This window comes from Pseudomonas sp. MPC6 (assembly GCF_006094435.1).
GTDB lineage: Bacteria > Pseudomonadota > Gammaproteobacteria > Pseudomonadales > Pseudomonadaceae > Aquipseudomonas.
Map to the genome: position 1 here is coordinate 1060262 of NZ_CP034783.1, position 22880 is coordinate 1083141.

Consider the following 22880-nt stretch of genomic DNA (forward strand, 5'->3'; position numbering starts at 1 on the left):
ACATGACCACGCCGAGTTTTCTTGATCAAAACCTGTTCACTGGATTGGCCGAGAAAGCGGCGGCTAATCCGCGCGGGCGGCAGCATCACAACTTCCATCAGATGGAAGATGCCTGTCACCGGATGGCCGTAGGGTTGCAGCCGAACACCTACATCCCGCCTCACCGTCACCTGGGCGATAACAAGGCTGAAACCTTGCTGGTCCTCAAGGGGCGGCTTGGCCTGTTGATTTTCGATGAGTCCGGCGTGGTGGTGCGCAAACAAATCCTGCAGGCCGGTGGCGACTGTGTCGGCGTGGACCTGCCCGCGGGCGTGTTTCATGGCCTGGTGGTGCTGGAAGCTGACAGCCTGATGTTCGAGTGCAAGGCCGGTCCTTATCGCCCGGTCGGTGAGGGTGAGCTTGCTCAGTGGGCGCCCCGCGAAGGTGAGCCGGGGGTTGCCGAGTATCAGGCGTGGATGCGCGCGCAGTTCGATTGAGCTTCACCCCCCCCTGTAGGAGCTGGCTTGCCAGCGAAGGCGTCACATCAGCCGGCATCCATGCAGCTGACACACCGCCTTCGCTGGCAAGCCAGCTCCTACAGGGGATCCGTGTTCACCGATCCACCTTTGAATCTGCGTGATAGAGTGCTCGGCCCCGCCCTCCGGAGCCTGTAATGAGCCTTTTGACCCGTAGCTGCGCCGCCTTGTTGCTGACCCTCAGTCTACCCCTGGCCGCCGCCCCGGCGCCGATGCACGCGCAGTTCCTGCCCCCGGATGACCTGACCCTGCGTGACGCGGCTCCCGAGCAGCAACAACTGCTGCAGGTCACCGACTACGCCGTGGTGGTGGGCAGCCAGCGCCAGTCCAATCAACAGCCGATTCCGGTCACTTCCCCGTTGCTGATCCGCCTCAAGGGCAAACCCTTGAACAAGGGCGCGACCATCACCCAGGTGCTGGTCAACTTCGATGGCGAAAGCAAAAGCCTGAAAAAGCCGGTCTACGACGCCAAGAGCAAAACCCTGACGCTGTTTTACCCGATGGCCCAGTACCGCGTGGTCATCGACCTGTTGCGCAATGAGACGGTGTATTGCCAGTTCCTCAGCTACGCCAACGGCCATGTCTGGGCCGATCTGCACACCGGTGGCGTTCGTCCGCGTTGAGCCCGGCGGCAAGTGGGGGGTAAACTGCCCGCCCGTGAAAATGTCTGCGAGCTGGAGTCGGCAATGCGTAAAGATAAGAAGCAAGTGATTGGTGACGAGATCGGCGATGCGCAGATCAAACTGTTCCTCGATTTTGAGCCGGTCGACGCCACTTCGCCGTCGCTGCACAAGCTGATCAAGGCTTATCGCGGCCTGCGTATCGATGATTTCGAGCGTTTTCTGACGTTCTTCGTCGAAGCTGGCCTGGATCTGGACGGCAAGGATGAGCACGGCAATGACTTCGTTGCCCTGATCAAGGATCAGCGCAATGCGGCCGAGTACATCGAGTTGATCGCCAAGGCTCGCGGTTAACCATTACCTGTAGGAGCCAGGCTTGCCGGCGAAGGCGTCCGTGAGATCGCTTTCGCCGACAAGCCCGGCTCCTACAGAAGGCACAAAAAAACGCCCCGTTTTCAATGAAAACGGGGCGTTTTTCATGCTGCCGAATCAAGCGTAGCTTTCGGTCTCGCTGCTGGCTTCAACCAGTTCCAGTGCGATGTTGTTCTGCACATTGATCTTGCGATACAGCGCGGCATCGGTTTCCAGAACCTTTTCCCGGGCCGGGAAGATTTCCGCCAGTTTGGCAGCCCATTCGCTGGAGGCTTTGTTCGGGAAACATTTTTCGATCAGCTCGAGCATGATCGAAACCGTCACCGAAGCACCAGGCGAAGCGCCGAGCAGTGCCGCCAGGGAACCGTCCTTGGCCGCGACCAGTTCGGTACCGAACTGCAGGACGCCGCCCTTTTTCGGATCTTTCTTGATGATTTGCACCCGTTGGCCAGCCACTTCCAGGCGCCAGTCTTCGGCTTTCGCCTGAGGGTAGAAGCGACGCAGGGATTCCAGGCGCTGCTCCATCGACTGCATGACTTCGCTGACCAGGTACTTGGTCAGGTCCATGTTGTTTTTCGCCACGGCCAGCATCGGGCCGATGTTGCCGGCGCGAACCGACATCGGCAGGTCCATGAAGGAGCCGTGCTTGAGGAACTTGGTGGTGAACCCGGCGTAAGGCCCGAACAGCAGGGACTTCTTGCCGTCGACCACACGGGTGTCCAGGTGCGGTACCGACATCGGTGGCGAACCGACTGCAGCCTGGCTGTAGACCTTGGCCTGGTGGTGCTTGACCACTTCAGGGTTGTCGCAACGCAGCCACTGGCCGCTGATCGGGAAGCCGCCGAAGCCTTTGCTTTCTTCAATGCCCGAAGCCTGCAACAGCGGCAGGGCCGCGCCACCGGCGCCGAGGAAGACGAATTTGGCATCGACTTCGCGGGTGTTGCCGCTGTTGACGTCCTTGATGCTGACGGTCCAGCCGCTGCCGTTACGCTTCAGGCCGGTGACGCGCTTGCAGTACTTGACCTGGGCATCGGGTGCGCTGGTCAGGTGCGCGAGCAATTGATTGGTCAGGGCGCCGAAGTTGACGTCGGTGCCATTTATGACGCGAGTGGCGGCGACGACTTCGTCGGCCGGCCGGCCAGGCATCATCAGCGGCATCCACTCGGCCATGGTGGCCTTGTCTTCGGTGTATTCCATGTCTGCGAAGGCGTGATGCTTGCTCATCACCTCGAAACGTTCCTTGAGGAAGGAAACGCCAGCGTCACCCTGGACGAAGCTCAGGTGCGGCACCGGGCTGATGAAGGTCTTGGACGAACCGAAGGTGCCTTTTTTGGTCAGGTAGGTCCAGAACTGCTTCGACACCTCGAACTGGGTATTGATGTGCACGGCTTTCTTGATGTCGACGGTGCCGTCGGCGGCCTGCGGCGTGTAGTTGAGCTCGCACAGCCCGGCGTGGCCGGTCCCGGCGTTGTTCCACGGGTTTGAACTCTCCGCGGCACCGGAATCCATCAGCTCGACGACTTCCAGCTTGATCGCGGGGTCGAGCTCTTTGAGCAGTACCGCCAGGGTGGCACTCATGATGCCGGCCCCAACCAGTACTACGTCGACTGCTTCGTTATGCGCCATTTAACGCGTCTCCAAAATCTGCAGCACCAAATTGTCGGCATGGCTGCCAGGTGTTCCGGGGCGTGTCAGTGATGCCCCAAGTACCATGGCAGGATCGCCATGTCCGAATCTTCGCAATTTTTCGCAACTTCGACGGAGGCTACCGACCGGGCCCAAAAGAGCTACATGAACTCACTTCAGCGCGCGGCTGGCAATTCGACTTATGGTCGATACATCCGTTTGTGCAACCAAATCCGTAGCGGACAGGCTTCAGGCTCCGGTGTTCGAGGAATACTCGGTCCTGTGTCGTTGGGCTGTTTCAGACGCTAATGGTGCATATTCAGACGCAAAACTATTCATTTGCTCGCCACACTCTTGTGAAGTTGTGAAAACCCGTTTTTTTCACGCTCTTTTGAAGACGTGAACCTCAAAAAGGGCTGTCCCAGCCTGGCACCGTGCCCGGATGGATGGCCGCCATGCAATACATGACAGTCAAAACGGGCAAACAGCTCAGTGACCGAGCGTAATGACAGCTCTGCAGATTCGCGAAAAGTGGGGTTTTGCTTAAGGGAACAGCAAGCACGCCAGCTTCACTCGATCTGTGTGGGCGGCTCTCTGTGGGCGGTGCGGGGTGCCAATACCTGGGTATTGACGATGCTGCGAGGCCCGATCAGGAGACGTCCTTATAATCGGGGGGAGATTGTAGCGAAGAAACGCAGGGAGATGGTCGAGTTTGATCAGTTTTATTAGGCGTTCGGTCAGGTGGTCAACAGATGTTGCACTCGCGCGCGTGGTTGGCGCTGGTTGATGCGGGCGTTGGCGGGCAGGGGATGGTGCAGCCAGTTGAGGCGGATTTCTTCGATTTCGACCCAGCCATCGCCCATGGGCTGGAGGCTGCACTGCTTGAATGCCTGGCAGTGGCCATTGCGGTCGAGCAGGGCGAAGCAGCGATGCAGCGGGCGTGGGGCGAACAGCGAGATGAGATAACGCATGGCGAAGTACCTTGGGGGACTGCTGTGAAGATTGGCATTGAGTCGTGACGCGAAAGTGTATGAGCGGTGACAGGTGTGTGACAGGTGTCGCGGTCTGAAAGGTGTGTGGGACTCTTCCGTAATGGTTGCGCTGGTTCGCTGCAGTGGCGCACCGCTATACTGCGGGCTTGTTTGTGCCTGAATTCTGGAGAGAAGAGCATGTTGCAACGCCTGTTGTTCGGTTTGATGACTGTGACCAGTTTGACCCTGGTCGGCTGCGCCCACAGCCCGCAACAACTGAATCCGGAACCCAAGCTGACGACGCAGTTGGCACCGGTCGGCCGTGGCCAGCCGGTGGTGGTGCGCGTGGTGGACGGTCGTCCGTCGCCAACCCTGGGCACCCGCGGGGGCTTGTATCCCGAGACCAGTGCGATCACCGTGCAGGGCGCGCAGATTCTGCCGAAATTGCAGGCCCAGGCCGAAGCGGCCGTGCGTTTGCTGGGCTTTACCCCGACGTCCAACGCGATGAACGCGCCGCAACTGACCGTGACCCTGGCGGAGCTTAAATACCAATCGCCCAAGGAAGGCCTGTACGTGACCGAGGCGACCATTGGCGCGACCTTCCGCTCCGATGTGCAGAACGCCAACCGCCGTTACAGCGGCCGCTACGGTGCCTCCCTGGACCAGCGTTTCGGTATGGCGCCCAATCAGGAAACCAATACCAAGCTGGTCAGTGATGTGTTGAGCGATGCGTTGACGCGTCTGTTCAAGGATCCGACGATTGGCCAGATTCTCAACGAATAACGCGATCCCCCCTGTAGGAGCTGGCTTGCCAGCGAAGGCGTCGTCACAGCCAGCAATGATGCTGACTGACACTCCCTTTCGCCGTAGGAGTCGGCTTGCTGGCGAAGGGGGTGCTGGATTTGCGGTGATCTTGAGATCGCCTTCGCTGGCAAGCCAGCTCCTACAGGGGGGCGGTGTTGGGTTCGGCGGGTAGCGCACGACAGGCTGACGCTGGACAGCAATCTGCCAAATGGTGCGTTATTTGTCGCAAAGGGCGCCGCCGCAGGGGGGCATTCGGTAGAATCCGCGCCGCGGTCGTCGGTTCGGCGCCTGCCACAGCTGTTTTTTCCGAGGTTTGTGATGTCGCTGCATTTGATGACGCTGTTTACCGCCCATCCCGCCAAATTGATCAACCTGCTGGCCTTGCTGTTTGCCTTCCCTGGCAGCTGGTTGCTGCATGCGACCCGTCGCCGTGAGCAGCGTGCGCTCGCAAGCATCGAGACGCAGCGCCAGCATCGTCCTGGGGAAGAGCCCAATCTGGATTGGGCGACCTTGCGCATGAACCGGTTCTTCTACCGCTTCGGTTTCGCTTGCCTGGGGTTGGCGCTGCTGGTGTCGTGGATCAGCACACAGGTCTAGATCGTTAAAGCACAAGATCCCGGATAAAGAAAACGGCGCCCGAGGGCGCCGTTGTCGTATCAAGCCGTTACCTTACAAAGGCAATCCCGCCTTGACCCGGTACTGATTGCGCACCGGCATCGCATATTGCAGCACCAGGAACGGGCGATGTTCTTCCGGGCATGCCTCCAGGCGTCGCTGCCATTCCTCCTGCGCCTTGGCCAGTTCGTCGGCCGTGAACACCTCGGTGGCTTTCGGCACCTGCAATTGCGGGTCGGCGTCTTTCCACTGCGCATAGGCCAGGTAATGCACCGGGAATAACCGGTAGCCGCCGAGAATCTGCTTGTCCATCTCGATCGCCAATTGCTTGGTGTCTTCGAACAGCTGAGTGATCGGCGCGGCGAAGTTCACATGGACGCGGCCCTTATAGCCGGTGATGCCCTTGGCGATGCTCACGTCGTCCTCGCCCGGCACCTTGGTGTAGCTGCCAGTCGTGGCGCGGATGAACAGCTCGCGAGCCTTGGCCTGGTCGCACGGGTCGTACTCGTAGCTGATCGACACCGGAGTGACGTTCAGCGAACGGATGACTTCGCCGAAGGGCTCGTCCTTGCGGCTCATGTGGAACATCTTGAGGATCGCCGATTCGGTGCGATCGTCGCCGTCCTTGGCGCGACCTTCGGCCTGGGCGATCCAGATCGACGCGCAATCGTTACGGATCGAGTGGTTGATGTAGGCCGACAGCAGTTGGTAGGCCGCCATCTTTTCGCGCCGACCGCTGATCGAACGGTGCACGATGAAGCTCTTGTTCAGGCGCATCAGGTCGCTGACGAAGGGCTTTTGCAGCAGGTTGTCGCCAATCGCGATGCGGGGTGTCGGCAGGCCTGCGTGGTACACCGCGTAGTTGACGAAGGCCGGATCCATCACGATGTCGCGGTGGTTGGCGATGAACAGATAGGCGCTGCCGGACCTGAACTGCTCGACACCGGTGTACGTCACGCCGTCGGTGGCTCGCTCGATGGTGTGGTCGACGTAGAACTCGACTTTGTCCTGCAACGTGGCCACCGAATTGACGCCGGCGAACTCACGGCGCAGTCGATGAGCTATAAGAGGTTTGAGCATCCAGCCGAAGGCACCGGCATAACGCGGGAAGCGGAAGTGGATGAGGATATCTAGAAACGCCTTGTCACCAAGCAGCCGATCCAGCACTGCCGGGACTTCGCTATCGTCGTAAGGTCGGATGGCATCGAATTCGCCCATCATGCTCTCTTGTTGGAAACGGCTAGGGTAAGTAAAGGTTTTGATCGAAAACCGACGGGGCACGGTCTGAAAAAGTAGCCAGACAAAAATAGCCCTGCAAATAGACCGGCGATTATACGCACAAGTCACCTGGGAGACCGCGATGCTGGAAACCGAGCGCTACGAATGTCCGTATTGTGGGGAAGAGGCTGAAGCTGTTCTGGACTTGTCCGGCGGCGATCAGACGTATATCGAAGATTGTCCGGTGTGTTGTCGCCCCATTACGTTTGTCCTGCAGACCGACGGTCAAGAATGGTTGCTCGAAGTTCACAGCGAAAACGAATGAAAAGGGGCGCGCCATGCAGCGAATCTACGAGCCGGAAAACCTGATGGAAGGGGAGTTGCTGCAAGGTATGCTGGCCAGCGAGGGCATCGAGGCGCATCTGGTGGGGCGCGATTTGCTCGGGGGCACCGGCGAATTGCCGATCTTCGGCCTGCTGGGGCTGTCGGTCGATAACGATCAGGCTGCCTACGCCAGGGAACTGATCACCGCGTACAATGCAGCGCTGCCGCTGTCCGGCGACGAACCGGAGAGTTTTCCCGGCACCCTGGTCTGTTAGGCTGGTGTTCGTTTTATCTAGAGTTGTGTGGCCCCATGTGTGGACGTTATGCCCTGTTTCGCTGGAACCCCGCCTTCGCGGCCCTGCCTGGCTTCCCCGCCGACCAACAGGCCCAGTGGAATATTTCTCCCAACGATTCGGTGTTGATGCTGCGCGCCGGCAGTGATGGCCAGCGTGAGTTGGCCCGTGCCCGTTGGGGGCTGACCCCGCCGTGGTTGACCGACCTGTCCCGCACCCCGGCCCATGCCCGCGCCGAAACCGTGGCCGAACAGCCGATGTTCCGCGAGGCCCTGCGGTCGCGCCGCTGCCTGCTGCCGGCCAACGGTTTCTACGAATGGCGCGGCACCGCCCGCAAACGCCCCTACTGGCTGACCCCGGCAGAGGGCTCTGCGCTGTTCTTTGCGGCGATCTGGGAGGCTTATCCGGTGCAGGAACAGGTATGGCTGAGTACGGCGGTGATCACCCAGCCGGCGGCGAGTCAGCGTCGGCCGCTGATTCTCGACGCAGCGGGGCAGGAAGCGTGGCTCAATCCCGAAACACCGCTGCATGGGTTGCAGGCGCTGCTTGCCGGTGAGCCCACGGCGTTGCGCGAGCGGGTGCTGGCGAACATGGTGAATGATCCGAAGCTGAATGGGCCGGAGTGTCTGACGCCGGGTTGAGTCGGCGCCTTTGCTGGCCTGGACTATGACCCGCCCCGCTGCCGCTCTCGACTCACCCGCCGTGAAATTTTTTACCGCAGCGATGGGAGCTTTATCCGAAATATCAGTCTGCATGTCTGATGTATCTGGCGCCGATACCCATCCGCGCCTAGGATACCCGGCATGTTTTCAGGGAGTTTTTTGATGAGCAAGACATTGGTTTTGTGTGCGCTGAGCGCAGGTTTGCTGCTCGCCGGTTGTCAGTCGGTCAATACCACCAGCGGTGGCGCTGTGGGCGTTGAGCGCAAGCAGTACATGTTCAGCATGCTGTCGACGGATGAGGTCAACCAGATGTACGCCCAGTCTTATCAAAAGACAGTGGGCGAGGCGACCAGCAAAGGTGTGCTGGACAAGACCAGTAACGACGCCAAGCGCGTCCAGGCGATTGCCGACCGGCTGATTGCCCAGGCGCCGAAATTTCGTCCGGACTCGGCGCAGTGGAAGTGGGAAGTCAATCTGATCAAGAGCGATGAACTCAATGCCAACTGCGGGCCTGGCGGCAAGATCTTTTTCTACACCGGGCTGATTGACAGCCTGAGCCTGACCGACGATGAAATTGCCGCGATCATGGGCCATGAAATTGCCCACGCCTTGCGCGAGCACGGTCGGGAAGCGATGTCCAAGGCCTACGGTATCGAGATGGCCAAGCAGGGTGCAGGTGCCTTGTTCGGCCTGGGCCAGGACAGCCTGGCGCTGGCGGACACCGTGGCCAACTACGGCATGACCTTGCCCAACAGCCGATCCAACGAAAACGAGGCGGACTTGATCGGCCTGGAACTGGCCGCTCGCGCCGGTTACAACCCGAATGCCGCTATCACCCTGTGGAACAAGATGAGCAAGGCCTCGGAAGGTTCGCCGCCGGAGTTCATGAGCACTCACCCGGCTTCGTCGAGTCGTATCGCTTCGTTGCAGGCGGCGATTCCTAAGGTCATGCCGCTGTACGAGCAGGCCAAGAAATCCTGATGTTCATATAGGGCAGCTGCTGACGCCTTCGCTGTAGGATCGCCGCACCGTTCGCTCCTACAGCGAAGAACGATTACGCGGTGCTACTGACTAAACGCGTCAAACCCACCCACTGCTCTGCATCGCCTTGTACACCGCGACAATGGCCAGGATGAGAAACGCCGACGCCGCCAGGCGACGGATCAAGGTCAGTGGCAGTTTGTCCGCGGCAAAGTTGCCCGCCAGCACCACCGGCACGTTGGCAATCAGCATGCCGAGGGTGGTGCCGATGATCACCAGCCACAGCTCCGGGTATTGCGCGGCGAGCATCACGGTGGCGACCTGGGTCTTGTCCCCCATCTCGGCAAGGAAAAACGCGATCAGCGTCGTCAGGAACGGTCCGAACTTGCGGGCGGTGCTGGCTTCGTCGTCGTCCATTTTGTCCGGCACCAGGGTCCACAGCGCCGTCGCGGCGAAGCTGGCGGCAAGGATCCAGTGCAGCGTGGCATCCGAGAAGAAACTACCGAACCAGGCGCCTACCGCACCGGCTGCCGCATGGTTGGCCAGGGTCGCGGCGACGATGCCGGCGATGATTGGCCAGGGTTTGCGAAAACGGGCAGCCAGAATGAGCGCGAGCAGTTGCGTCTTGTCGCCGATTTCGGCCAAGGCAACGATTGCGGTGGGAACGAGTAGAGAATCCAGCATCAGGGTTTTCCTAAGGGGCGGGTCGACACGGCTATGACACGTACAGCCTTCCCGCCCCGGGTAAGGTGTTCGTGTCATAGGTCTTGTCAAACCCTGCGTTCCGTCTGATGCGGACGCTGGGGTCGCATACGCCATGGTCTGTTGACCAAGTATGTTGACGTATGCCGGACGAGCATGGCGCTCGTGGGAGACTACTCCCCTAGGACGGAGCGGATTCTGCCTAGGCAAATCCGATTGAGCAAGCCTCTTTTTGTAAAAGAAGTGTCAGCCGCGCTTGGCCCTGTAGATCCTGAAACCTTGCCCTTCAGCCTTGATTGCACAGACACCCAGGTGCTCTTCGATCAGCGGCTGATACTTCAGGAAGCTATTGGCTACCAGCCGCAGTTCGCCACCATTTTTCAGATGTTTGGCCGCTTTTCGCAGCAAGTTCTCTGTGGCGTGATAGTCGGTATGGACCCCGACATGGAAGGGCGGGTTGCTCAGAATGGCACTTAAACCCATGGGGGCGGCATCGATTCCGTCACCGGTAATGACGTCCGCCTCAAGGCCGTTGGCAGCCAAAGTCAGGCGACTGCTGGCAGCGGCAAACGCATCCACATCAAGCAAAGTGACCAGGTTGTGCGGATAGCGACGTTTCACCGCCGCCCCCAACACACCGGCGCCGCAACCGAAGTCCAGCAGGTGGCCGCTCGGCAACTTGTCCAGGTGTTCCAGCAGCAAGGCGCTGCCGCGATCCAGTCGGCCGTGGCTGAATACACCGGGCAGGCTGATGACTTTCAATGGGCCTTCGGCCAACGGCAGCTCATATTCCTGGGCCAGGCTTTCCAGTGGTTTGGCTTGCGGCGCATTGGCCACGGTGACCTGCCAGAGCTGGCAATGCCGCGCGCTGTCGAGTTTGCGCGGTTTGCCGAAGGGGGTCAGCTGCTTGGCCGCGCCCTCGATGCCGCTGCGCTTTTCGCCGACCAGGTACACCTCGCGCCCGGCCAGGCGCGAGGCGACGGCATTGAGGATGTAATCGGTCAGGTCCTTGGACTTGGGCAGAAACACCACGGCGGCGTCGAACCCGCGCTCCGGCACCGTTACGCCAAAATGGCTGCGCTCGGCAAACCGCGCATCCAGCGCCGCTTGATCGCCGGCATGCCAGCACCAGCCATGGGCATCGGGCAGGCGGCCCAGCAGATCGTCGGCGGGCAAGCCGGCCAACAGGACCGAACCCTGGAATAACTCAGCCTGACGAAGCAGTACTTCACTGCGCGGATCCATACTCTGCTCCTGGAAAAAAAGTGCCGCAGTTTATCAACTGACGACCCGCAGCGCTGTACCGCTGAAATATCCCTGGGCGTTTTCGGTCAACTGGCCAACGATCCGCTGCCGCGCTTCGCGACTGCCCCAGGCATTGTGCGGGGTGACGATCAGCCGTGGGATGTCATGGGCCAGCAGCGGATTGCCAGCGGTCGGTGGCTCGACGCTCAGCACGTCGGTGGCCGCGCCGCCCAGATGACCGTTGCGCAAGGCGTCGGCCAAGGCCTGTTCGTCGATCAGGCCACCGCGAGCGGTGTTGATCACGAAGGCGCCGGGTTTCATCGATGCAAGTTCACGGGCACCGATGAAGTGGCGGGTGTGTTCGTTGAGCGGGCAGTGCAGGGTCAGCGCGTCGATTTGCGGCAGCAGTTCAGCCAGTGGCAAGCGATCCGGCCGGGCCGGGCGTCCCGGAATCTGCCCCAGCAACACACGCATGCCGAACGCTTCGGCCAGCCGTGCGACCGCGCCGCCCAATTCGCCGTGACCGAGCAAACCGAGGGATTTGCCTTCCAGTTCGACGATCGGATAGTCCAGCAGGCAGAACTGTTTCGCCTGCTGCCAGCGACCTTCGCCAACGGCTTTCTGATAGTCGGCCAGGCGTGTCGCCAGATTGAGCAGCAACATGATCGTATGCTGGGCCACCGACGGCGTGCCATAGCCCTGGCAGTTGCATACGGTGATGCCATGGGCACGGGCTGCCGCGAGGTCGACATTGTTGGTGCCGGTAGCGGTGATCAGGATCAGCTTCAGCTCGGGACTGGCGGCGATGGTATCGGCATCGATCAGGATTTTGTTGCTGATGGCGACGGTGGCGCCCTTCAGGCGGTCGATGACCTGGTCTGGCGTGGTTTGCGCGAACAACTGCAATTCGCTGAAACAGGCGCGCAACGGACTGAGGTCGAGATCGCCCAGGTCCAGGGAGGGATGGTCGAGGAAAACGGCGCGGCGAGAGTTCGTCATCAACTGTACCTTTTGTGCATTGAACTGAAGGCGTAATCTGCCGAGCCTACCAGATGAAACAAACAGTTACGCTTGGCCAAAAGGAGTTCCCATGTACTGGACAGAGTTCTTGACCGTTGCCCTGATTCATTTGCTGGCCGTCGCCAGCCCCGGCCCGGACTTTGCCGTGGTGGTCCGTGAAAGCGTGACCCACGGTCGTCGGGCCGGCACCTGGACGGCGCTGGGCGTCGGCACGGCCATTTTCCTGCACGTCGGTTATTCGCTGCTCGGCATCGGCCTGATCGTGTCGCAATCGATCGTGTTGTTCAACGCCTTGAAATGGGCCGCCGCCGCTTATCTGCTGTACATCGGCTTCAAGGCGTTGCGCGCTCGGCCAGCCAGCGCGGTGACGGACGAGCTGCACAAGGAAGCCGGCGAGCGTACGGCTCGCGGCGCCTTCACTTCCGGTTTCGTGACCAATGGCCTGAACCCCAAAGCCACGCTGTTCTTCCTCTCGTTGTTCACCGTGGTGATCAATCCACACACTCCACTGACGGTGCAGGCGGGTTATGGCATTTATCTGGCGGTGGCCACCGCTGTATGGTTTTGCCTCGTGGCGATGCTGTTCAGCCAGCAGCGCGTGCGCGCCGGGTTCGCGCGCATGGGCCACTGGTTCGACCGGACCATGGGCGCGGTGCTGATCGCCATCGGTGTGAAACTCGCGTTTACCGAGATGCATTAGACGTTGCAAGTCGGCCGCGGCATGCTCAGCCGCGGTTGAAACGCTTTTACCTGGCGTCGATGCGGCGTTGGCGGACGTAGTCCAGAAAGCCGTCCATGTCGTTGCTGCTCAGTATCCGCGACACCGCTTTGACTTCCACCAACGGCCAGTCCCACCAGGCCGACGCCAGCAAGTCCTGGCGCACGTCCTCTTCAAAACGCCAGCGAATGTGGCGGCATGGGTTGCCGCCGACGATCGCATAGGGTTCGACGTCGCGGGTCACGACGGCACCGGCGGCGACCACCGCGCCGTGACCGATAGTCACGCCCGACAGGATCATGACGTCGGCGCAAATCCAGCAATCGCTGCCGATCACTACATCGCCTTTGGTCGGGCTACAACCGGGAATGTCCCGGGCTTCGTCAATCATCAACGGAAAGGGATAGGTGCTGACCCAGTCGGTTCGATGGCCGCCACCCAGCAATATCTTCACACCCTCGGCGATTGAGGTGTAGGAGCCGACTTTCAGAATCGTGTTGTCGCCAAACTCCATGACCTCGGGGATGCCATAGGTGCCTACGCCGACTTCGTACCTGGGGTAGCGCAGGCGTATTTTTTCTGGCGCTCTTTCGAGTTTTTCCAGGCGCTTCAGGTGCTTTCTGATTTTACGTTGTTTGAGTTTTTCGAGAAATTTCATGCATGAGGCCTGACAGCGAAGGGAGGGCTAGCGATGCAACATTAGTCGTTTCAGGCGCTTGAAGCTGGTTCGGTTCAAGTGGCGCCAGGGAATCGAGCGCAACAATCGCCAAGCTTCTTTCTTGTCTTCGACCACGGCGTATTTGAGGGCCTTGTTCACCAGTTGGGTGCGCGCGCGCTGATAGGCAGGATGGTCTGCGTACGGTGCGATGGCCTCAAGGTCGGCCTGCAGCAACACCCGGTATTTTCTCGACAGGTTGTTGGCATGGCGGCGATAGCGGGTCGTGCACACGGGGAGTTCATGGATCTCGTACCCCAACCGGGCAATCCGCAAGGTCATCTGAAAGTCTTGAACCCGCAACTGCGATGCATAGAAGCCGGCACGTCGCATCGCGCTCATGCGATACAGCGCGACCGGCGCACCGATCACGACAGCACCGCCGAGCACTTGATCGAAGGTGTAGGTGCGGATCTGGTCGCGTTTTTGCTGCTTGATGGTATTGCCATCGCTGTCCATGTAGATGATCAGAGCGCCCACACATCCGACGTTCGGGTTCTTGTCCAGATAGTCGGCGCGAATGCGCAGCGATTCCGGGAGCATGATGTCGTCCAGGTCCGGCGTCGACACGTAAGCGCCTTTGGCGTACCGCAAACCGTGGTTGAGCGCCGCACTCACACCCTGGTTCGGTTGGGTGAATAGCTGGAAATCATAGGTTTTCTGCAGTTTCTTGAGCATCGCGATGCTGTTGTCACTGGACCCGTCGTCGACAATGATGACTTCGTAATGCGGGTACTCCTGGGCGAAGATGCTCTTGATGGCCTCTTCCAGATATTTTTCCGCGTTGTAACAGGGCGCCACGATGGAAACCAGAGGGGCTTGCATCAAGTTGCAAGCTCCAGAGGCGGTCGCTTCAATGCTCATTGTTGTACCAGTAACGTTCTAGACGACGTGGGTGTGATGGAAAACCCGGCATGCGCAGTCAGGGCGGGCAAGCTTGGCAATTATTGGCGTGCTTATCGATCCGTACCTTGTATCGATAATTTTACATAGGCTCGCGTGTCATTTACCTCATCCCAAGCCTTGCGTAAATGAAATTGCAACGATAACAACTTAAACCTGTAATTCTGGCGCAGATGCAAAATAGTGGCGTAAAGCTAGCAACTTCCCGTTGAAGCTAAATCATTCCTTTGGCTGATTTGGTACGCGCCCAAGGTCACTAGAGTGCTTGCTTTCAGCCACGACCGTGCAGTCAGAAAAGGGATTCTTATGTTGCAGACTCGCGTTATCCCCCCAGCCGAAGGCGCTTACCAGTACCCGCTGTTGATCAAACGGCTGTTGATGTCTGGCGCGCGTTACGAGAAAACCCGCGAGATCATTTATCGCGACCAGTTGCGCTACAGCTATCCGACCCTGATCGAGCGGGTCGCGCGGCTGGCCAACGTGCTCACGGCAGCCGGCGTCAAGGCCGGCGATACCGTGGCGGTCATGGACTGGGACAGCCATCGATACCTGGAATGCATGTTTGCGATCCCGATGATCGGCGCGGTGATCCACACCATCAACGTGCGCCTGTCGCCGGAACAGATCCTCTACACCATGAACCACGCCGAGGACCGCTTCGTGCTGGTCAACAGCGAGTTCGTCGGGCTGTACACCGCGATCGCCGGGCACCTGACCACGGTGGAAAAAACCCTGCTGCTGACCGACCTGCCGGAAAAAACCGCGGAACTGCCGAACCTCATCGGCGAGTACGAGCAGTTGCTGGCCGCCGCGAGCACCCGGTACGACTTCCAGGACTTCGACGAAAATTCCGTCGCGACCACCTTCTACACCACCGGCACCACCGGCAACCCCAAAGGCGTGTATTTCACCCATCGGCAACTGGTGCTGCACACCATGGGTGTGTCGACGATCATGGGTGCCATCGACAGCGTCAGGCTGTTGGGCACCAACGACGTGTACATGCCCATCACCCCGATGTTCCATGTGCACGCCTGGGGCCTGCCGTATGTGGCGACCATGCTCGGCCTCAAGCAGGTCTATCCCGGTCGCTATGACCCGGAATACCTGGTGGAGCTGTGGCGCAAGGAGAAGGTCACCTTTTCCCACTGCGTGCCGACCATTCTGCAGATGGTCCTCAATGCCAAGGCGGCGCAAGGCACCGATTTCGGTGGCTGGAAGATCGTGATCGGCGGCAGTGCGCTGAACCGTGCGCTTTACGAAGCGGCCAAGGCCAAGGGCATTCAGCTGACCGCCGCCTACGGCATGTCGGAAACCGGGCCGCTGGTGTCGTGCGCGCACCTCAACGATGAGCTGATGGCCGGCACCGAAGACGAACGCACCACGTACCGGATCAAGGCCGGCGTGCCGGGGCCCCTGGTGGAGGCGGCGATCGTCGACACCGACGGCAACTTCCTGCCCGCCGATGGCGAGACCCAGGGTGAACTGGTGCTGCGTGCGCCGTGGCTCACCGAAGGTTATTTCAACGAACCGCAGAAGGGCGCCGAGCTCTGGGCCGGGGGCTGGCTGCACACCGGTGACGTGGCGACCCTGGACAGCATGGGGGTGATCGACATTCGCGACCGGATCAAGGACGTGATCAAGACCGGCGGCGAGTGGATTTCCTCACTGGACCTCGAAGACCTGATCAGCCGCCACCCGGCGGTACGCGAAGTAGCAGTGGTGGGCATTGCCGATCCGCAGTGGGGCGAGCGGCCGTTTGCCTTGCTGGTGATCCGCGAAGGCCAGGTAATCGGGGCCAGGGAACTCAAGGAACACCTCAAGCCGTTTGTGGAGCAGGGGCACCTGAGCAAGTGGGCCATCCCGAGCCAGATCGCCCTTGTTACTGAAATTCCCAAGACCAGTGTCGGCAAACTCGACAAGAAGCGGATTCGCGTCGACATCACCGAATGGCAAGCCAACAACAGCACCTTCCTCTCGACGCTTTAAGCGTCCCCTGGCGTGCCCGAAAAGGCACGCCAGGCCCACCAAGCAAGCGCTTGGCTTGTCAAATCCGAATTTTCAGCCATCCTTGCCGTGCCGACAGGTGTCGGTTTGGCGAAAGGACTGTTCCAGAGTGGTTGGCCGCTGCAAATCACACTTTAGAGGGATCAAGCAGTAGGGCCTGCTGGCTATAGTCCGCTCAAGGATTTTTAAGAACGGAGCACACGCACACACCGGGGCGATGCAACTTTGGAATGACTTAGGGCCACCTTGGCGCCCAGTCACCCATCGCGTTTTTAAGAGTGCTAATTGCCATAACAATAATGCACATGGAGTAGCGTCGATGACATCAGTAAACCAGTTCTGGCGCAGGGCGAAACTGCCCCTGGCGGTCAGTCTTGCCTCTACGCTCGCCGGGCCAGCATTCGGCGTCAGTTTCAACGTTGGTGAAATCGAAGGTCAGTTCGACTCATCCCTGTCGATCGGAGCCAGTTGGTCTACCGAGAGTGCCAACAAGAACCTCATCGGCGTCAACAACGGTGGTCGTGGCCTGTCCCAGACCTCCGATGATGGTCACTTGAACTTCAAGAGCGGGGAAACTTTCTCGAAGATCTTCAAGGGTATCCATGACCTTGAATTGAAATATGGCGACACCGGCGTTTTCGTCCGTGGCAAATACTGGTATGACTTCGAACTCAAGGACGAAAGTCGTCCGTTCAAGGACATCAGCGACAGCAACCGCAAGGAAGGCGCCAAGTCCGCCGGCGGGCAGATCCTCGATGCCTTCGTCTACCACAACTACTCCGTTGCCGATCAGCCGGGCTCCGTGCGTCTGGGCAAGCAGGTTGTCAGCTGGGGTGAAAGTACCTTCATCGGCGGCGGCATCAACTCGATCAACCCGATCGACGTTTCCGCGTTCCGTCGTCCAGGTGCCGAGATCAAGGAAGGCCTGATCCCGGTCAACATGTTCTACGTGTCCCAGAGCCTCACCGAGAACCTCTCGGCCGAAGCCTTCTATCAGTTGGAATGGGACCAGACCGTTACCGACAACTGCGGTACTTTCTTCTCGCAACCGGACGTGATCTCCGACGGTTGCGACAACAACCTCGCGGTATTGCGCACGCGCAACGGCCTCAACGGTGCACTGGCGGCTGCGGGGCTGCCGGCCGGGCTGCGTAATGCCAGCATCAACACCCTCGGTGCCCGGGGCGTGACCTGGGGCGACCCGGATGAAGGCGTGATCGTTCGTCGTGGTCCGGATCGCGATGCACGGGACAGCGGCCAGTTCGGCGTGTCGTTCAAATACATGTTCGATCCGCTGGACACCGAATTCGGCGCCTATTTCATGAACTACCACAGCCGTGCGCCGATTTTCAGCGGCCACGGTGCCCCGGCGGGCGCGTACAGCCCGCAGGCCCTGGTGGGCTCATTGGTGGGTGCCGGGGTTCCGCTCGGCGTCGCGGCAGGCCTGGCGCCAACCTTGCTGCCGTTGGTGGTGGCGGGCAACTCCAGCTACTACGTCGAATACCCTGAAGATATCCGCCTGTACGGTCTGAGCTTCTCTACGACGTTGCCTACCGGTACTGCGTGGAGCGGTGAAGTCAGCTACCGGCCGAATGCGCCGGTTCAGCTCAACACCACCGACATCCTCTTCTCCGGTCTGACGCCGCTGAACCCTAACGTCTCCGTGCTTCAAGGACAGCCAGGTCAGGATCAACAAGGCTATCGTCGCAAGGAAGTGACCCAGCTGCAGACCACCTTGACCCACTTCTTCGACCAGGTGATGGGCGCCGAGCGACTGACCCTGGTGGGCGAGGTCGGCTTTACTCACGTCGGCGGCCTGGAAAGCACATCCAAGGCGCGTTACGGCCGTGACCCGAGCTATGGCCCTGGTCCGTTGAATGCTGGCCAGTGCGTAGCATTGAACACCTCCACCCTGGCAGGCGGACCGCAAAACAACGTCAGTCGCTATTGCGAAAACGATGGTTTCACCACCGCCAACTCCTGGGGTTATCGCGGTCGCGCCATCTGGGAATACAACAGCGTATTCGCCGGGGTCAACCTCAAGCCGAACGTGGCCTGGTCCCATGACGTGGAAGGTTACTCGCCTGGCCCTGGCGGCAACTTCGAGGAAGGTCGCAAAGCGGTCAGCCTGGGCGTCGATGCCGAGTACCAGAACACCTACACCGCGAGCCTGGCATACACCAACTTCTTCGACGGCAAGTACACCACCACGGATGACCGCGACTTTGTTGCGCTCAGCTTCGGCGTGAACTTCTAAGCACTGTATTTTCAGGACGAACACACATATGAAAATAACAAAGAGTCTGTTCCACATCGGTGTTCTGGGGCTTTCGCTGCTGGCGACCGGCGTGATGGCGGCGGTCCCTGCGGCCGAAGCGGACAAGCTGGGCAAGAGCCTGACCCCGATGGGCGCCGAGATGGCGGGCAACGCCGACGGTTCGATCCCGGCCTGGAAACCCATGGCGAAAAACGCCGGTAATGTGGACGGCAAAGGCTTCCTGTCCGACCCGTTCGCCAGTGAAAAACCGCTGTTCACCATCACGGCGCAGAACGTCGACCAGTACAAGGACAAGCTTGCCCCGGGCCAGTACGCGATGTTCAAGCGCTACCCGGAAACCTTCAAGATGCTGGTCTACCCGTCCCATCGCGGCGCCACCGTGCCGGATGCGGTGTTTGCCTCCATCAGGAAAAACGCCACCAGCACCAGCCTGGTGTCCGGTGGCAACGGCCTGGAAAACTTCGAAACCGCAATCCCGTTCCCGATTCCGAAAACCGGTGTGGAAGTCATCTGGAACCACATCACCCGCTATCGCGGCGGCAGCGTGACCCGTCTGGTAACCCAGGCGACACCGCAGCCGAACGGCTCGTACAGCCTGGTGTACTTCCAGGACCAGTTCGTGTTCCGCGACAAGATGAAGGATTACGATCCGGCGAACCCGGGCAACATCCTGTTCTACTTCAAGCAGAAAGTGACCGCGCCGGCACGTCTGGCCGGTGGTGTGCTGTTGGTGCACGAAACCCTCGACCAGGTGAAGGAGCCGCGCTCGGCGTGGGTCTACAACGCCGGTCAGCGTCGTGTGCGTCGCGCACCACAAGTGTCCTATGACGGGCCGGGTACCGCAGCCGATGGCCTGCGTACCTCCGACAACCTGGACATGTACAACGGTGCACCGGATCGTTACGACTGGAAGCTCGAAGGCAAGAAAGAGATGTACATCGCCTCCGACAGCTACAAGCTCGATTCGCCGCAACTCAAGTACGCCGACATCATCAAGGCCGGTCACATCAACCAGGACCTGGCTCGCTATGAGCTGCGCCGGGTCTGGCATGTGGTGGCGACCCTGAAGGAAGGTCAGCGTCACATCTACGCCAAGCGTGACTTCTACATCGACGAAGACACCTGGCAAGCGGCGGTGATCGACCACTACGACGGTCGTAATCAGCTCTGGCGTGTGGCGGAAGCCCACTCCCAGAACTATTACAACGTCCAAGTGCCTTGGTACACCCTGGAAACCCTGTATGACCTGCAATCGGGTCGTTACCTGGCGCTGGGCATGAAGAACGAAGAAAAGTCGGCATATGACTTCGGCTTCACCGCGACCACCAGCGACTTCACCCCGGCGGCGCTACGTCAGGAAGGTGTTCGCTAACGTTTACTAAACAGAGGCCGCATCCTTGAAAAACGCCCCGACTGGTTCGGGGCGTTTTTTGTCCGGGTCTTTTTGTAGCCATTTGTAGCAATAACCTTCATTCCCTCTGCGTTTACCGCTAGTCTGCGGACATCTGCAACGCCGCCATCAGCATTCGAACAAGAGCCGGCCATGACTGATCTGTCCCCACTCCCAGGCCCTGCAAGCGTCACCGTCGCAGCACTGGACGGGCGCTGTTTTCGGCCGCCCTTGCCTGATGGCCACGTGCTGCGGCCGCGTTTGTGCGAGCGCCTGAGTGCCGGTCTCGGTGGCAGGCTGTTGCTGATCAGCGCCCCGGCCGGGTTCGGCAAGAGTTCACTGGCCGTGGAGTTCTGCCAGGGGTTGCCAGCCCATTGGCAAAGCCTGTGGCTGGGGTTGAGTCCGCGCGACAGCGACCCCGGGCGTTTTCTTGAACGGTTGCTCGAAGGCCTCCAGGATTACTTTGCGCAATTGGGCAGGCAGTCCCTGGGGCTGCTGAAAATGCGCCAGCGGCATCAACCCTTCGCCTTCGAAGAATGGCTGGACGGTCTGCTCGACGAGTTGGCCGTGCATGTGTCGCCGACGGCGCCGCTGCTGCTGGTACTCGATGATTACCATCTGGCCCAGGGGCCGGTGCTCGATCGTTGCCTGCAGTTCTTCCTCAATCATCTTCCCGATGGCCTGCTGGTGATGGTGACCAGCCGCCAGCGTCCGGACTGGCACCTGGCTCGCCTGCGGCTGTCGCGGCAACTGCTCGAGTTGCATGAGCAGGACCTGCGCCTGACCCACGACGAAGCCTTGACCCTGCTCGATCGACACAGCACCTCCTTGCGCGGCGAAGCGCTGGAGAACCTGATCCAGCGCAGCGAAGGCTGGGTCGCCGGGCTGCGTTTCTGGCTGCTGGCGGCCTCCGAAGCGGGCACCGCCGGCGAGTTGCCCCAGTCCTTGCACGGCGGGGAAGGGCTGATCCGCGATTACCTGCTCGAAGAGGTCATCGATTGCCTGCCCGCCGAGGTGCAGGCATTCCTCTACGACACCGCGCCGCAGGAGCGCTTTTGCAGCGAGCTGTGCGACGCCGTCCGCGAAGCCCACGACAGTGCCGAGATCCTGCGTTTTCTCTCGGCCCATCAGGTGTTCCTGGTGCCACTGGACGAGCAGGGGCACTGGTTTCGCTATCACCATCTGTTTTCCGACCTGTTGCGCACCCGGCCTGCCACACCGGCGATGGTGCCGGTGGCGAGCCTGCACCTGCGCGCCTGTCGCTGGTTCAATGCCCAGGGCTTGCTCGATGAGGCGGTGGAGCAGGCATTGCGGGCCGGGCACCTGGATGTCGCGGCGAACCTGGTGCAAAACCTTTCGGAAGAGCAGCTGCTGGCCGAGCAGAACGTCGGCATGTTGCTGCGCTGGAAAATGGACTTGCCCGACAGCTTGCTGGTCAGCACACCACGCCTGATCGTCCTGTACAGCTGGGCGTTGGGACTGGCCTGTCAATTGGACGCCGCCGAGGAGCTGGCCAGCCATTTGAGCCGCTACCTGCCGGCCCCGTCGGCCACGGCGCAGAAATCCATGCTGGCGCAATGGCTGGCCTTGAGCGGCATCATCGCCCGGGGCCGCGGCAATCGCGAGCTGACGATGCTCTATTGCGCCGAAGCCCTGGAGAGCCTTCCCTCCAGGCGTTACGGCCAACGCCTGATGTGCCTCTCGACCTTGTCCAACCTGGCCATTGCCGACGGCGACCTGTGGCGTGCACGAGGCTTGAACCGAGATTCCCTGGAGTTGGCACAACGGGTCGGCAATCCGTTGTTCGAAGCGCTGGCCCACTACGACCGCGCCCGAGTGCTGCAGGCGCGGGGAGAGATCCTGCGGGCAGAGGAAGAGGTCCGTCAGGGGCTGCAACGCCTGCAAGGATTATCCCCGCAACGGCTGTTTGCCGTACGCGCGCGCCTGACCTTGTATGAGGGTTTCCTGCTGGCCCTGCGCTTGCAGCCACAGACTGCGCGGCTGCGATTGCAAGCGGGTTTGACCGAGGCGCGCGCCTGCCGCGATATCAGCGTATTGATCGGCCATTGCGTGATCGCCAAGCTCGAAGGCAGCAGCGGCGAGTTCGCGAAAGCGTTCGCCGAACTCGCCGAAGCCGAACGCCTGATGCACATCTGGGACGTGCCGCCGATCTACTACCTGGCGATGATTACCCTGGTCAAATGCGAACTGTGGCTGGCCCAGGGCCGTACCGACCTGGCCGAAGCCTGGCTGACGCGACTGGGCCAGACCTACAACGGCGAACATCCTGCCGCGCCTCCGGAATTCCATCCACAGTTGCCGCTGCACATCGAATTGCAGCAGGCCTTGCTGGACGTCATCCAGGGGCAACCGATGCTGGCTGAAGGGCGCTTGAATGCGTTGCTCGAGAATGGCCAGCAGACCGGCCGGCAGTTGCTCAGCGTGCTGGTGTTGACCCAGAAAATCGATTTGCTTCTGGCGCACAGCCGCGAGCCCGAGGCCCGGCAAGCCTTCGTCCAGTCCCTGGAAGCGGCCAGTGGCGGTGCCCTGCAACCCTTCGATGGCCTGCTGAACAAATACCCTGACTGGCTGCGTGAGCAGCTCCAGCACTGTGCAAAATCGCCGATTGCACTCAGCCTGTCGGAGCGCCTGCCCGCCGTCGCTGTGCGCATTGCGCCGGAATCCTTGCCCGCGTGCGAGCAACTCAGCTCCCGTGAACTGGCCGTCCTGAAACTCATCGCCCAAGGCTGTTCTAACCAGGAAATCAGCGATCAGCTGTTCATTTCCCTGCACACGGTGAAAACCCATGCCAGTCATATCAACAGCAAGCTGGGGGTGGAGCGGCGCACGCAGGCTGTGGCGCGGGCGAAGGAATTGGGGGTGTTGGCCTGAGGTCATTTG

General features: G+C 60.5%; 22 protein-coding genes and 1 riboswitch. Of the genes, 14 read left to right on the forward strand and 8 right to left on the reverse strand.

The features are described 5' to 3' along the window. The first annotated feature begins 2 nt into the window (after nucleotides 1-2). From ELQ88_RS06895 to ELQ88_RS06905, 3 genes are all read left to right on the forward strand, one after another. Nucleotides 3-476, forward strand: coding sequence for a WbuC family cupin fold metalloprotein (locus tag ELQ88_RS06895; RefSeq protein WP_128873697.1), 474 nt, complete (start codon nucleotides 3-5; stop codon nucleotides 474-476). 176 nt (nucleotides 477-652) lie between these two features. Next, entirely contained in the window at nucleotides 653-1138 is a 486-nt protein-coding gene (locus ELQ88_RS06900; protein WP_138964299.1) for a hypothetical protein, read from the forward strand. A 63-nt stretch (nucleotides 1139-1201) separates the two neighbouring features. Beyond that, entirely contained in the window at nucleotides 1202-1489 is a 288-nt protein-coding gene (locus tag ELQ88_RS06905) for a PA4642 family protein (protein WP_059406169.1), read from the forward strand. 135 nt (nucleotides 1490-1624) lie between these two features. Here the strand turns inward: ELQ88_RS06905 and mqo are convergent, their stop codons facing one another. Together mqo and ELQ88_RS06915 are read right to left on the reverse strand one after the other, a co-directional pair. Next, nucleotides 1625-3133, reverse strand: a complete 1509-nt coding sequence (gene mqo, locus ELQ88_RS06910) for a malate dehydrogenase (quinone) (RefSeq protein WP_128873699.1) — start codon at nucleotides 3131-3133, stop codon at nucleotides 1625-1627. 737 nt (nucleotides 3134-3870) lie between these two features. Next, complete coding sequence (locus ELQ88_RS06915; protein ID WP_128873700.1) at nucleotides 3871-4104, reverse strand: hypothetical protein; 234 nt, start codon at nucleotides 4102-4104, stop codon at nucleotides 3871-3873. A gap of 198 nt (nucleotides 4105-4302) precedes the next feature. Between ELQ88_RS06915 and ELQ88_RS06920 the strand changes: the two genes are divergently transcribed. Both ELQ88_RS06920 and ELQ88_RS06925 read left to right on the forward strand, forming a co-directional pair. Beyond that, the gene (locus ELQ88_RS06920; protein WP_128873701.1) at nucleotides 4303-4887 is read left to right on the forward strand and encodes a YajG family lipoprotein; all 585 of its coding nucleotides are present in this window, start codon (nucleotides 4303-4305) and stop codon (nucleotides 4885-4887) included. 339 nt (nucleotides 4888-5226) lie between these two features. Beyond that, the gene (locus ELQ88_RS06925) at nucleotides 5227-5505 is read left to right on the forward strand and encodes a hypothetical protein (RefSeq protein ID WP_138964301.1); all 279 of its coding nucleotides are present in this window, start codon (nucleotides 5227-5229) and stop codon (nucleotides 5503-5505) included. A 72-nt stretch (nucleotides 5506-5577) separates the two neighbouring features. Here ELQ88_RS06925 and ELQ88_RS06930 read toward each other — a convergent pair whose 3' ends face one another. Next, nucleotides 5578-6744, reverse strand: a complete 1167-nt coding sequence (locus ELQ88_RS06930) for a 1-acyl-sn-glycerol-3-phosphate acyltransferase (protein ID WP_138964303.1) — start codon at nucleotides 6742-6744, stop codon at nucleotides 5578-5580. A 139-nt stretch (nucleotides 6745-6883) separates the two neighbouring features. Here ELQ88_RS06930 and ELQ88_RS06935 point away from each other — a divergent pair, with 139 nt between their 5' ends. The 4 genes from ELQ88_RS06935 to ELQ88_RS06950 all read left to right on the forward strand — a co-directional run bounded on the left by ELQ88_RS06935 (nucleotide 6884) and on the right by ELQ88_RS06950 (nucleotide 9001). Continuing rightward, nucleotides 6884-7066: a CPXCG motif-containing cysteine-rich protein gene (locus tag ELQ88_RS06935; protein ID WP_008153387.1), complete on the forward strand. Its 183-nt coding sequence runs from the start codon at nucleotides 6884-6886 to the stop codon at nucleotides 7064-7066. 13 nt (nucleotides 7067-7079) lie between these two features. Beyond that, nucleotides 7080-7340: a DUF2007 domain-containing protein gene (locus ELQ88_RS06940; protein WP_128873704.1), complete on the forward strand. Its 261-nt coding sequence runs from the start codon at nucleotides 7080-7082 to the stop codon at nucleotides 7338-7340. Between the two features lie 35 nt (nucleotides 7341-7375). After that, nucleotides 7376-7999, forward strand: coding sequence for an SOS response-associated peptidase (locus ELQ88_RS06945; protein ID WP_128873705.1), 624 nt, complete (start codon nucleotides 7376-7378; stop codon nucleotides 7997-7999). A 183-nt stretch (nucleotides 8000-8182) separates the two neighbouring features. Then, complete coding sequence (locus ELQ88_RS06950) at nucleotides 8183-9001, forward strand: M48 family metallopeptidase (RefSeq protein WP_128873706.1); 819 nt, start codon at nucleotides 8183-8185, stop codon at nucleotides 8999-9001. Between the two features lie 99 nt (nucleotides 9002-9100). Here ELQ88_RS06950 and ELQ88_RS06955 read toward each other — a convergent pair whose 3' ends face one another. The 3 genes from ELQ88_RS06955 to ELQ88_RS06965 all read right to left on the reverse strand — a co-directional run bounded on the left by ELQ88_RS06955 (nucleotide 9101) and on the right by ELQ88_RS06965 (nucleotide 11947). Next, nucleotides 9101-9685: a TMEM165/GDT1 family protein gene (locus ELQ88_RS06955; protein ID WP_128873707.1), complete on the reverse strand. Its 585-nt coding sequence runs from the start codon at nucleotides 9683-9685 to the stop codon at nucleotides 9101-9103. Nucleotides 9686-9774: 89 nt separating this feature from the next. Further along, a riboswitch (yybP-ykoY riboswitch) is annotated at nucleotides 9775-9897 on the reverse strand. Nucleotides 9898-9949: 52 nt separating this feature from the next. Then, on the reverse strand, nucleotides 9950-10948 hold the full coding sequence (locus tag ELQ88_RS06960) for a class I SAM-dependent methyltransferase (protein WP_138964305.1): 999 nt from the start codon (nucleotides 10946-10948) through the stop codon (nucleotides 9950-9952). Nucleotides 10949-10981: 33 nt separating this feature from the next. Continuing rightward, nucleotides 10982-11947, reverse strand: a complete 966-nt coding sequence (locus ELQ88_RS06965; protein ID WP_128873709.1) for a 2-hydroxyacid dehydrogenase — start codon at nucleotides 11945-11947, stop codon at nucleotides 10982-10984. Nucleotides 11948-12038: 91 nt separating this feature from the next. On the opposite strand from ELQ88_RS06965, the gene ELQ88_RS06970 reads away from it, so the two are divergent. Further along, nucleotides 12039-12668, forward strand: coding sequence for a LysE family transporter (locus ELQ88_RS06970; RefSeq protein ID WP_128873710.1), 630 nt, complete (start codon nucleotides 12039-12041; stop codon nucleotides 12666-12668). 46 nt (nucleotides 12669-12714) lie between these two features. Here ELQ88_RS06970 and ELQ88_RS06975 read toward each other — a convergent pair whose 3' ends face one another. After that, nucleotides 12715-13344, reverse strand: a complete 630-nt coding sequence (locus ELQ88_RS06975; RefSeq protein WP_138964307.1) for a CatB-related O-acetyltransferase — start codon at nucleotides 13342-13344, stop codon at nucleotides 12715-12717. A 27-nt stretch (nucleotides 13345-13371) separates the two neighbouring features. Continuing rightward, nucleotides 13372-14226, reverse strand: a complete 855-nt coding sequence (locus tag ELQ88_RS06980; protein WP_275938804.1) for a glycosyltransferase family 2 protein — start codon at nucleotides 14224-14226, stop codon at nucleotides 13372-13374. A 384-nt stretch (nucleotides 14227-14610) separates the two neighbouring features. Between ELQ88_RS06980 and ELQ88_RS06985 the strand changes: the two genes are divergently transcribed. The 4 genes from ELQ88_RS06985 (at nucleotide 14611) to ELQ88_RS07000 (ending at nucleotide 22871) form a co-directional block, all read left to right on the forward strand. Beyond that, nucleotides 14611-16293, forward strand: coding sequence for a fatty acid--CoA ligase (locus ELQ88_RS06985; protein ID WP_138964311.1), 1683 nt, complete (start codon nucleotides 14611-14613; stop codon nucleotides 16291-16293). 337 nt (nucleotides 16294-16630) lie between these two features. Continuing rightward, complete coding sequence (locus ELQ88_RS06990; RefSeq protein ID WP_128873714.1) at nucleotides 16631-18568, forward strand: DUF1302 domain-containing protein; 1938 nt, start codon at nucleotides 16631-16633, stop codon at nucleotides 18566-18568. Between the two features lie 28 nt (nucleotides 18569-18596). Further along, nucleotides 18597-19961 (forward strand): DUF1329 domain-containing protein, encoded by a 1365-nt coding sequence (locus ELQ88_RS06995; RefSeq protein ID WP_128873715.1) that lies wholly within the window; start codon nucleotides 18597-18599, stop codon nucleotides 19959-19961. Nucleotides 19962-20132: 171 nt separating this feature from the next. Further along, nucleotides 20133-22871, forward strand: coding sequence for a LuxR C-terminal-related transcriptional regulator (locus tag ELQ88_RS07000; protein WP_138964313.1), 2739 nt, complete (start codon nucleotides 20133-20135; stop codon nucleotides 22869-22871). Nucleotides 22872-22880 lie beyond the last annotated feature (9 nt).

What these genes read in the sequence shown, in the direction of transcription:
- ELQ88_RS06895 (WP_128873697.1), top strand. Translation starts at nt 3, where the DNA reads ATGACCACGCCGAGTTTTCTTGATCAAAACCTGTTCACTGGATTGGCC.
- ELQ88_RS06900 (WP_138964299.1), top strand. Translation starts at nt 653, where the DNA reads ATGAGCCTTTTGACCCGTAGCTGCGCCGCCTTGTTGCTGACCCTCAGT.
- ELQ88_RS06905 (WP_059406169.1), top strand. Translation starts at nt 1,202, where the DNA reads ATGCGTAAAGATAAGAAGCAAGTGATTGGTGACGAGATCGGCGATGCG.
- mqo (WP_128873699.1), bottom strand. Translation starts at nt 3,133, where the DNA reads ATGGCGCATAACGAAGCAGTCGACGTAGTACTGGTTGGGGCCGGCATC.
- ELQ88_RS06915 (WP_128873700.1), bottom strand. Translation starts at nt 4,104, where the DNA reads ATGCGTTATCTCATCTCGCTGTTCGCCCCACGCCCGCTGCATCGCTGC.
- ELQ88_RS06920 (WP_128873701.1), top strand. Translation starts at nt 4,303, where the DNA reads ATGTTGCAACGCCTGTTGTTCGGTTTGATGACTGTGACCAGTTTGACC.
- ELQ88_RS06925 (WP_138964301.1), top strand. Translation starts at nt 5,227, where the DNA reads ATGTCGCTGCATTTGATGACGCTGTTTACCGCCCATCCCGCCAAATTG.
- ELQ88_RS06930 (WP_138964303.1), bottom strand. Translation starts at nt 6,744, where the DNA reads ATGATGGGCGAATTCGATGCCATCCGACCTTACGACGATAGCGAAGTC.
- ELQ88_RS06935 (WP_008153387.1), top strand. Translation starts at nt 6,884, where the DNA reads ATGCTGGAAACCGAGCGCTACGAATGTCCGTATTGTGGGGAAGAGGCT.
- ELQ88_RS06940 (WP_128873704.1), top strand. Translation starts at nt 7,080, where the DNA reads ATGCAGCGAATCTACGAGCCGGAAAACCTGATGGAAGGGGAGTTGCTG.
- ELQ88_RS06945 (WP_128873705.1), top strand. Translation starts at nt 7,376, where the DNA reads ATGTGTGGACGTTATGCCCTGTTTCGCTGGAACCCCGCCTTCGCGGCC.
- ELQ88_RS06950 (WP_128873706.1), top strand. Translation starts at nt 8,183, where the DNA reads ATGAGCAAGACATTGGTTTTGTGTGCGCTGAGCGCAGGTTTGCTGCTC.
- ELQ88_RS06955 (WP_128873707.1), bottom strand. Translation starts at nt 9,685, where the DNA reads ATGCTGGATTCTCTACTCGTTCCCACCGCAATCGTTGCCTTGGCCGAA.
- ELQ88_RS06960 (WP_138964305.1), bottom strand. Translation starts at nt 10,948, where the DNA reads ATGGATCCGCGCAGTGAAGTACTGCTTCGTCAGGCTGAGTTATTCCAG.
- ELQ88_RS06965 (WP_128873709.1), bottom strand. Translation starts at nt 11,947, where the DNA reads ATGACGAACTCTCGCCGCGCCGTTTTCCTCGACCATCCCTCCCTGGAC.
- ELQ88_RS06970 (WP_128873710.1), top strand. Translation starts at nt 12,039, where the DNA reads ATGTACTGGACAGAGTTCTTGACCGTTGCCCTGATTCATTTGCTGGCC.
- ELQ88_RS06975 (WP_138964307.1), bottom strand. Translation starts at nt 13,344, where the DNA reads ATGAAATTTCTCGAAAAACTCAAACAACGTAAAATCAGAAAGCACCTG.
- ELQ88_RS06980 (WP_275938804.1), bottom strand. Translation starts at nt 14,226, where the DNA reads ATGCAAGCCCCTCTGGTTTCCATCGTGGCGCCCTGTTACAACGCGGAA.
- ELQ88_RS06985 (WP_138964311.1), top strand. Translation starts at nt 14,611, where the DNA reads ATGTTGCAGACTCGCGTTATCCCCCCAGCCGAAGGCGCTTACCAGTAC.
- ELQ88_RS06990 (WP_128873714.1), top strand. Translation starts at nt 16,631, where the DNA reads ATGACATCAGTAAACCAGTTCTGGCGCAGGGCGAAACTGCCCCTGGCG.
- ELQ88_RS06995 (WP_128873715.1), top strand. Translation starts at nt 18,597, where the DNA reads ATGAAAATAACAAAGAGTCTGTTCCACATCGGTGTTCTGGGGCTTTCG.
- ELQ88_RS07000 (WP_138964313.1), top strand. Translation starts at nt 20,133, where the DNA reads ATGACTGATCTGTCCCCACTCCCAGGCCCTGCAAGCGTCACCGTCGCA.